Below are 7256 nucleotides of genomic sequence, written 5' to 3'. Positions count from 1 at the left end.
GCGCCATAGCGGCCAGCTCGGGATCGATCCACCCTGCGTCCAGCGCCTGCGCCAGCTCCGCCACGTCCAGCAAGGCTGGCGGGCCGCCTGCCCCCTGCCAGACGTCCAGGAACAGGTCGGTCGTCTCCCAGCTCAGCGGGCCGTGGAATCTGGGCGGCGTAAGGATATTGGTGTAGATACCAGTGAAGCGGCCGTCGGCGTTGTGGAACCGGCCAATGTCGTGCCAGGCGCCCGGGAACGTGAACCAGACAGCGGGCGACCCCTCCTCGAGCACTACCTGTCCCTGCACCTGGAGCGGGCGTGCCAGCGGCGTCGCGGGCTGGTAGGTGATCACGACGTCCGCCGAGCGGTGGACGAGCTGCTGCACGAACAACTCCTCGCGCTGCGGCAGCCGGTGGTAGTGGATGCGGACCTCGGGCGGCGGCATGCGATCAGCTCTGACCCGGGCCCTGTCTGGTGGTCGGCCCGGCCGCGCTAGTCGTAGAATCCGCGGCCGGCCACTGCCCGCTCGCGCAGCAGGGGCGCGGGCTGGAAGCGGGGGCCCCGCTCGCGCTCGAAGGCGCCCAGTTTTCCGAGAATGGCGGGCAACCCCAGCGCATCGGCGTAGCGCAGCAGTCCGCCGCGGAAGGGTGGGAAGCCGGTGCCCAGGATCATGGCCAGGTCCACGTCTGCGGCCCGGCCGACGATGCCGTCCTCGAGTGCGCGGGCCGCTTCGTTCACCATGGCCAGCACTGTCCGCTCCTGGATGAGGGCACGTGGCAGCTCGCGGCGCGAGGCGGGAACGCTGTCCCGCAGCTCGGCATAGATGGCGGCGTCTGCCTCCTTCGACTTTCCCCCCTCGTAGCGGTAGAAGCCCCGCCCCCCTTTGCGGCCCAGCCTTGCCGTCCGGCGCAGCGCGAGCAGCGGCAGTGCGGGTCGGAAGCGCTCGCCTAAGGCCTCGTGCATCACGCCGGCGGCGTGGGCGGCGACGTCCAGCCCGATCTCGTCCAGGAGGCGGAGCGGCCCCATGGGCATGCCGAACGCCGTGAGCGCGCGGTCGATCGCCTCGATGCTCGCGCCATCGGCGAGCAGCCAGCCGGCTTCATTGAGGTAGGGACCGAGCAGCCGGTTGACCAGGAAGCCGGGTCCGTCTTTCACCTCGAGTGGCGTTTTCCCCAGGCGCCGGGCCAGCGCAAAGATGGTGGCCACCGCCCCGTCTGAGGTATCGGGCGCACGCACGACTTCGACCAGCGGCATGCGCTCCACCGGATTGAAGAAATGCATGCCGCAGAAGTCGGCGGGCCGCTCGAGAGCTTTCTGCATCTCCTGGATCGAGAGTGATGATGTGTTGGACGTCAGCACGCCCCCGGACGCGACGCGTGCCTCGACCTCGTGCAGTACCTGCTGCTTCACCTCCATGCGCTCGACCACGGCCTCGATCACGACATCCACGCGCGCGAAGCCCGAGTAATCCAGCGTGGGCGCGATGCGGCCGAACGCCTCCTCGGCCGCCCGCCGCTCGAGGCGCCCGCGCCGGACCGCCGCGTCGAACAGCTCGCGGGCGTGGTGCAGCGCCTGCCCGATCGCTCGCGCCTGGACGTCCTTCAGGCGTACGCCCAGGCCGTGATACGCCAGCAACTGGGCGATGCCGCCGCCCATCACGCCCGCGCCCAGGACCCCCACCACGTCCACGCTCCGGGGCTCGAGCAGCGGGCCCGCCTTCTTGGCCGACTCCGTGAGCCGGAAGACGTGCACCAGGTTCTTGCACACGTCCGTCGCAATGAGCTCTCCCAGTGTGCGGGCCTCCAGCTCGAAGGCCGGATCGAGCGGCCGGCCGACGGTGCGGGACAATGTATCGATGGCGGCGAGCGGGGCCGGATAGTTGCCGCCCGTCTCCTTCCGCACCTGGCGGCGCGCGAGCTGCAGCAGCAGGCGCCGGCCGGGCGGCGTGCGCTCGAGCAGGCGAGTCAGCGCCGGCCTTTTCCGGCGGGTCACGTGCCGCTTCTCGATCCGCTCGCGAGCGAAGTGTTTCACCCTGTCGCGCAGCATGGTTGTGGGCACGACCTCGTCCACCAGGCCGATGCGCAGCGCGCGCCTGGCGGATATGGGCTTGCCGGACACGATGAGCTCGAGGGCGGCGCGCAGCCCGAGCAGCCGCGGCAGCCGTACTGTCCCCCCGAAGCCGGGCAGGATGCCCAGTCGCACCTCGGGCAGCCCGATGCGCGTATCGGCCCGGTCACTGGCCAGCCGATTTCTGCACGCCAGTGCCAGTTCTGTCCCGCCGCCCAGGCAGACGCCGTCGATGGCCGCCATGGTCGGGATGGTCAGGAGCTCGAGGCGCCGGAAGATGCGCTGCCCCTGGCGCGACTTGGCGGTCCCCTCGGCCGCGTCGCGGACCCGGCCGATCTCCTCGACGTCAGCGCCCGCGATGAATGTGCCCGGCTTGCCGCTCTGCACGATGAGGGCGCGGATACGCCCCGCGCGCGCGCCTTCCTCGACCGCGCCCAGCAACGCGTCGAGCCGGCTCATGACGGGCGTGGTTAGCAGGTTCACGCGACTGCCCCGCCGGTCAAAGGTCAGCCAGGCAATGCCGTCACCATCGACTTCCAGTGCCAGCGCTGCCGCTTCTGTGGTCTTTTCATGGATGGTGGCCATGGCCGCTACAGCTAATCCAGCGGTCCGAGGATGGCAAGGGCTGGCTCGCCGAGCGAGGCGGCGGCACGAGCTCCTCGAGAACAGGTCGATGAGAGCGGCACCCGCGGCTGCGTGCGGATGATGAGCCGCGGCCCGCCCGGCGGCTGGCGCACCACCAGGGGACCCAAAGGAAAGTCCGGAGCTGCCGCCCACGCCGGCGCCAAGCCCAGCCCCACCACACACAGCGCCGCCCAACCCATACCACCCCACGAAAAAAGCGCCCCCAGGGGAGCCGGGGGGCGCTCGTGAACGGATCCGCGGTTCCGGCCGCGCCCGTCACTCCGCGAGCACGTCCCGATCGAAGATGAAGCGCCGCGGGTTCGTCGGCCGGCCGTCCACCAGCACCTCGTAATGGAGGTGAGGGCCAATGGCCAGGCCAGTATCCCCCACCTCCCCAATCTTCTCCCCCCGCCGTACCAACTGGCCAGGCCGCGCCAGGGCCCGCGACGCGTGCGCGTAGCGCGTCACCCGGCCGTAGCCGTGGTCCACCTCGACCATCAACCCATAGTCCGCCTGCCGGCCAACGTACGTCACACGGCCGTTGGCTGCGGCCAGGATCGGCGTGCCCCTGCGCGCCACGATGTCGATCCCCTCGTGGGCACGCGGCCGGTCCAGGATCGGGTGCCACCGCTGCCGGCTGAAGGCGCTGGATATCACGCCCCGAGTCGGCAGGATCGACGGCGTCGCCGCCAGAAGCTGGTGCTTCCGTCGCAGTGTCTCGGTCGCCTCCCTCCAGCTCGAGGAAAGCAGCCGTGCCCGGCGAGTCATGGCATTCAAGTCGTATGCCGTGGTGAACGCCGCTTCGCCCAACTCGGGGTCGACGCGCCATAACTCGTTCGACTCGAGGGTCTCTGTACCCGGTCCGCCGATCCCTGCCTCGCGCACCTCTTCGTCAATGGGCTCGAGCCCCGCGATCAGCCGGTATTGTTCGTCCCGTTTCCCCAGCTCATCCAGCGACGCCTTCAACTGGGCCGCCTGGCTGTGCATGCGCTGCAGCTCCGTCTGCAGCACGGCGTTCTCCTGGACCAGCCGCCCGGATTGTGCGCTCCGGCTCTCCTGCACCAGCAGCCCGGCGACCAGGGAGGCGAGGAGCGAGAAGAGGACGAGCCCGCCGGCGATCGCCACCTGGACCAATTCACGCGAGACCCGGAACTGCCGCGAGGAAGTATGGTCGTCCGGCACAAGCAGAAGCGTCCACTGCCGTCGGGCCATGGTACGATCACCAGGTGAAGTGCTGACGCTGCACTGCGCGGCGGACCGCCCGGGCCCGTAGCGCTTGCCGATTACCAATGCAGAAGCCTGGAATGGCGGGATCGCTGGCTACGATACCATTCCCGGGAGTTGCCTGTCAAGAAGTTTGCACGCCTGGTGGTCGAATTCACCAATAAGCTGGCGCTGTACTTATGGACTCGACCACTTGGGGAACAGTACTTCCGCCCGCTTCACGCGCCGGCCGGCCAGTTCGAGCGTGGCGAGCTGGTCGAGTTGTGGAAGGGGCTCGAGCCCGAGCCAGCCCCCGAGCGCCGCCATCTTCTGGGGCATGAAGGGCTCGAGCAGCGTGGCCAGCTTGCCCAGCGTCCGTGCCAGGGAGGCCAGCGTCGCGTCCAGCTCGGCGGCCTGGTCGCCTTCCCGCGCCTGCCGCCAGGGCGCGCGCCGCTCGATGAAAACATTGGCCGCGTCGGCCAGCTCCATGGCCGTGGCCGCGCCCTGGTGCAGCAGGTGGGCGTCCATCGCCTCAGTGTAGCGCCGGAGCACGGCGCCGGCGGTCTCGTCGAGTGCCGTAGCGGCGCCGGCCGGGACCCGGCCGCCGCGGTAGCGTTCGATCATGGTGATAGTGCGATTGGCGAGGTTACCCAGGTCGTCGGCCAGCTCTGCGGTGTAGCGCTCGGCGAAACGGGACCAGGAGAAGTCGCCGTCGCCGGCCCATGGCACTTCGCGCAGCAGGTAGTAGCGCAGCGCGTCGGGGCCGTAGCGGCCAATGGCGTCATCGAGGTCGACCCAGGCGCCGGCGGACTTCGAGAACTTGCTGCCCTCGTACGTCAAGAAGCCGTGTGCCCAGACGGAGCCTGGCAGCTCGAGGCCCGCGCTCAGCAGCATGGCCGGCCAGTAAATGCAGTGGAAGCGTGTGATGTCCTTGCCGATCACGTGCAGGTCGGCCGGCCAGAACGCGGTGTAGCCGGGGTCCGGGAATCCCACTGCCGAGAGATAGTTGGTCAGTGCATCGATCCAGACGTAGACCGTCTGATCCGGCTCGCCCGGCCAGGGCACGCCCCACGGCAATCGGCTCCGCGAGACGGAGATGTCCTGCAGTCCTTCCTCGAGAACCCGCCGGATCTCGTTGCGCCGGATCTCCGGCTGCACGAATTCCGGCCGCTGGTCCAGCAGTTGGAGGAGCTGGTCACGGTAGCGGGAGAGCCGGAAAAACCAGTTCTCCTCCCGCATCCAGACGATTTCGCGGGTGGGGTGGAGGGGGCACCTCAGCCCCGCCACCCCGCCCTCCCCCGACAGTTCCTCCTCCGCCTTGTATGCCTCGCAGCGCACGCAGTAGTAACCCTCGTAGGTGCCGCGATAGAGGTCGCCCGCTCGCTGCATCCGCTCGATCATCACGTTGACCGCGCGCCTGTGCCGCGGCTGCGTGGTGCGGATGAAGTCGTCGTTGCTGATGGAGAGGCGCTGCCACGCGGAGAGGAACTGCCCGGCCAGATCATCCACCCACTGCTGCGGCGTGATGCCCGCGGCACCCGCGCTCTGCAGCACGTTCAGCCCGTGCTCGTCCATCCCGACCACCAGATGGACGTTCTCCCCTTTCCGGCGGTGGTAGCGCGCGACGGCATCGCCGCCGATCTTCTCGAAGGCGTGACCGATGTGAGGGGGGCCGTTGGCGTAGTCGATGGCGGTGGTGAGGTAATAAAAGCCCTTCACCCGTCGAGGTCCTCCCCGTCCAGAGCGACGGCTGCCCGGTGGTTCGGCTGCTCGCCGTCCAGGCCAGTGCCATTGCCTTCGGCATCGGGCGCTGTGACCCAGCCGGCTGCTGCCTGTTCCTGTCCCGCGCCGGCTTCCGCCGCAGCGGCCACCTCGGCCCTGAGCTCGGCCAGCGCGAGCGTGCGGCGTCCGCCCTCGGGGTCCTTGAGCAGCACGCGCTCGCGCCAGATATCCACACTCACCACTTTCTCCCGCCCCCGCGCGGTGACCAGGGTCTTACCCTCCCGCGGGAAGCGCTTGCGCGCCTCGAGGTAGGCGTAGTGCTCGTAGGTCAGGCAGCACATGAGCCGGCCGCAGCAACCCGAGATCTGCGACGGGTTCAGCGATAGCCGCTGGTCCTTGGCGAGCTGCAGGCTAACGGGCTTCAGCTCCTGCAGCCAGGTCGAACAGCAGAGTTCCCGGCCGCATCGACCGACCCCTCCCAGCAGTGCGGCCTCGTCCCGCACGCCCACCTGCTTGAGCTCGATGCGCGTGCGGAACGTGCGCGCGAGGTCACGTACCAGCTCGCGGAAATCGACGCGCCGCTCGGCAGTGAAATAGATGATCAGCTTGTTGTGGTCGTACTGCCATTCCGCATCGCTGACCTTCATCTTGAGGCCGTAGCCCTGCACCTTCTCGCGGGTGACGCGCCGCACGCGCGTCTCGTCCGAGCGCAAGCCGAGCAGCCGCTCGACCTCCTCGGGCCGCGCCCGCCGGAGCACGCGGCGCTCCGGCACGGGCGCCGCGCAACCAGTGGAACAGCCCTGGCACTTGCGTTCCGCAATGGCACCGCCGGCTGTGACCCGGCCCAGGTCCTCCCCGCGCTCGGCCTCGACGACCACGTGGTCGCTGAGCGTGAAGTCCTCGCCGCTGCCCGAGTAGTAGCCCCGCCGGTTGCCCTTGAAGCTGACCTCGAAAATCTGGGCCATGATCGGCCCTCCTGTACTTTGCAAGCGCGGCGCTGGTGGCAGGCCCCATGGGGCCGGCCGCGTGGCGCAACGCCACTAGTCGACGATCCTCCACTCCCCCATCCGCTGGTACTTCTCCCAACGCTGCCGGCGCAGTTCGTCGGCCGTGAGGCCGGAGACCTCCTGGACGTGACGCAGCAACGTCTCGTGCAGCCGCTCCGCAGCCTCGTCCCAGTCCTCGTGCGCGCCGCCTGACGGCTCGGGGACGACCTCGTCCACCACGCCCAATGCGGCGAGGTCGGCGGCCGTGAGCTTGAGCGCCTCGGCCGCCTTGTCCCGCGCCTCGCTGGTCTTCCACAATATCGCGGCGCACCCCTCCGGTGAAATGACGCTGTAGATGGCGTTCTCGAGCATGAGTACCCGGTCGGCCACGCCCAGCGCCAGCGCGCCGCCGCTGCCGCCCTCGCCGATCACGGCGGCGATGATGGGGGTGCGCAGCAACGCCATCTCCCGCAGGTTGCGCGCGATCGCCTCGGCCTGCCCGCGCTCCTCCGCGCCGATCCCCGGGTAGGCGCCCGGGGTGTCGATCAGCGTGACGACGGGTTGGCCGAACTTCTCCGCCAGCTTCATGAGCCGGAGCGCCTTACGGTACCCCTCAGGATGCGGCATCCCGAAGTTGCGCCGCAAGTTCTCCTTCATGTCGCGCCCCTTCTG

6 protein-coding genes are annotated in these 7256 nt (G+C 69.4%); all 6 read right to left on the bottom strand.

What is annotated here, in order from left to right; genetic code table 11:
* Positions 1 to 427: DUF402 domain-containing protein (locus HY703_09160; protein MBI4545351.1), on the bottom strand; the 427-nt coding region annotated here is incomplete at its 3' end.
* A gap of 47 nt (positions 428 to 474) precedes the next feature.
* Complete coding sequence (locus HY703_09155; protein ID MBI4545350.1) at positions 475 to 2634, bottom strand: enoyl-CoA hydratase/isomerase family protein; 2160 nt, start codon at positions 2632 to 2634, stop codon at positions 475 to 477.
* A gap of 315 nt (positions 2635 to 2949) precedes the next feature.
* Positions 2950 to 3885 carry a M23 family metallopeptidase gene (locus tag HY703_09150; protein ID MBI4545349.1) on the bottom strand — a complete coding sequence of 312 codons (936 nt, stop codon included), beginning with the start codon at positions 3883 to 3885 and terminating at the stop codon, positions 2950 to 2952.
* 189 nt (positions 3886 to 4074) lie between these two features.
* Positions 4075 to 5595 (bottom strand): methionine--tRNA ligase, encoded by a 1521-nt coding sequence (locus HY703_09145; protein ID MBI4545348.1) that lies wholly within the window; start codon positions 5593 to 5595, stop codon positions 4075 to 4077.
* Positions 5592 to 6476 (bottom strand): stage 0 sporulation protein, encoded by an 885-nt coding sequence (locus HY703_09140; protein ID MBI4545347.1) that lies wholly within the window; start codon positions 6474 to 6476, stop codon positions 5592 to 5594. Before HY703_09140 ends, HY703_09145 begins: the two co-directional genes overlap by 4 nt.
* A 162-nt stretch (positions 6477 to 6638) precedes the next feature.
* On the bottom strand, positions 6639 to 7256 hold a 618-nt coding region (accA, locus tag HY703_09135), incomplete at its 5' end, for an acetyl-CoA carboxylase carboxyl transferase subunit alpha (protein MBI4545346.1).

Source organism: Gemmatimonadota bacterium, from assembly GCA_016209965.1.
Classification (GTDB): Bacteria; Gemmatimonadota; Gemmatimonadetes; order Longimicrobiales; family RSA9; genus JACQVE01.
Note: the sequence above shows the minus strand (reverse complement) of the source record. Positions and strands in the feature narration are given on the sequence as shown.

Coding starts and splice junctions, on each gene's coding strand:
- HY703_09155 (MBI4545350.1), bottom strand. CDS start 2,634: ATGGCCACCATCCATGAAAAGACCACAGAAGCGGCAGCGCTGGCACTG.
- HY703_09150 (MBI4545349.1), bottom strand. CDS start 3,885: ATGGCCCGACGGCAGTGGACGCTTCTGCTTGTGCCGGACGACCATACT.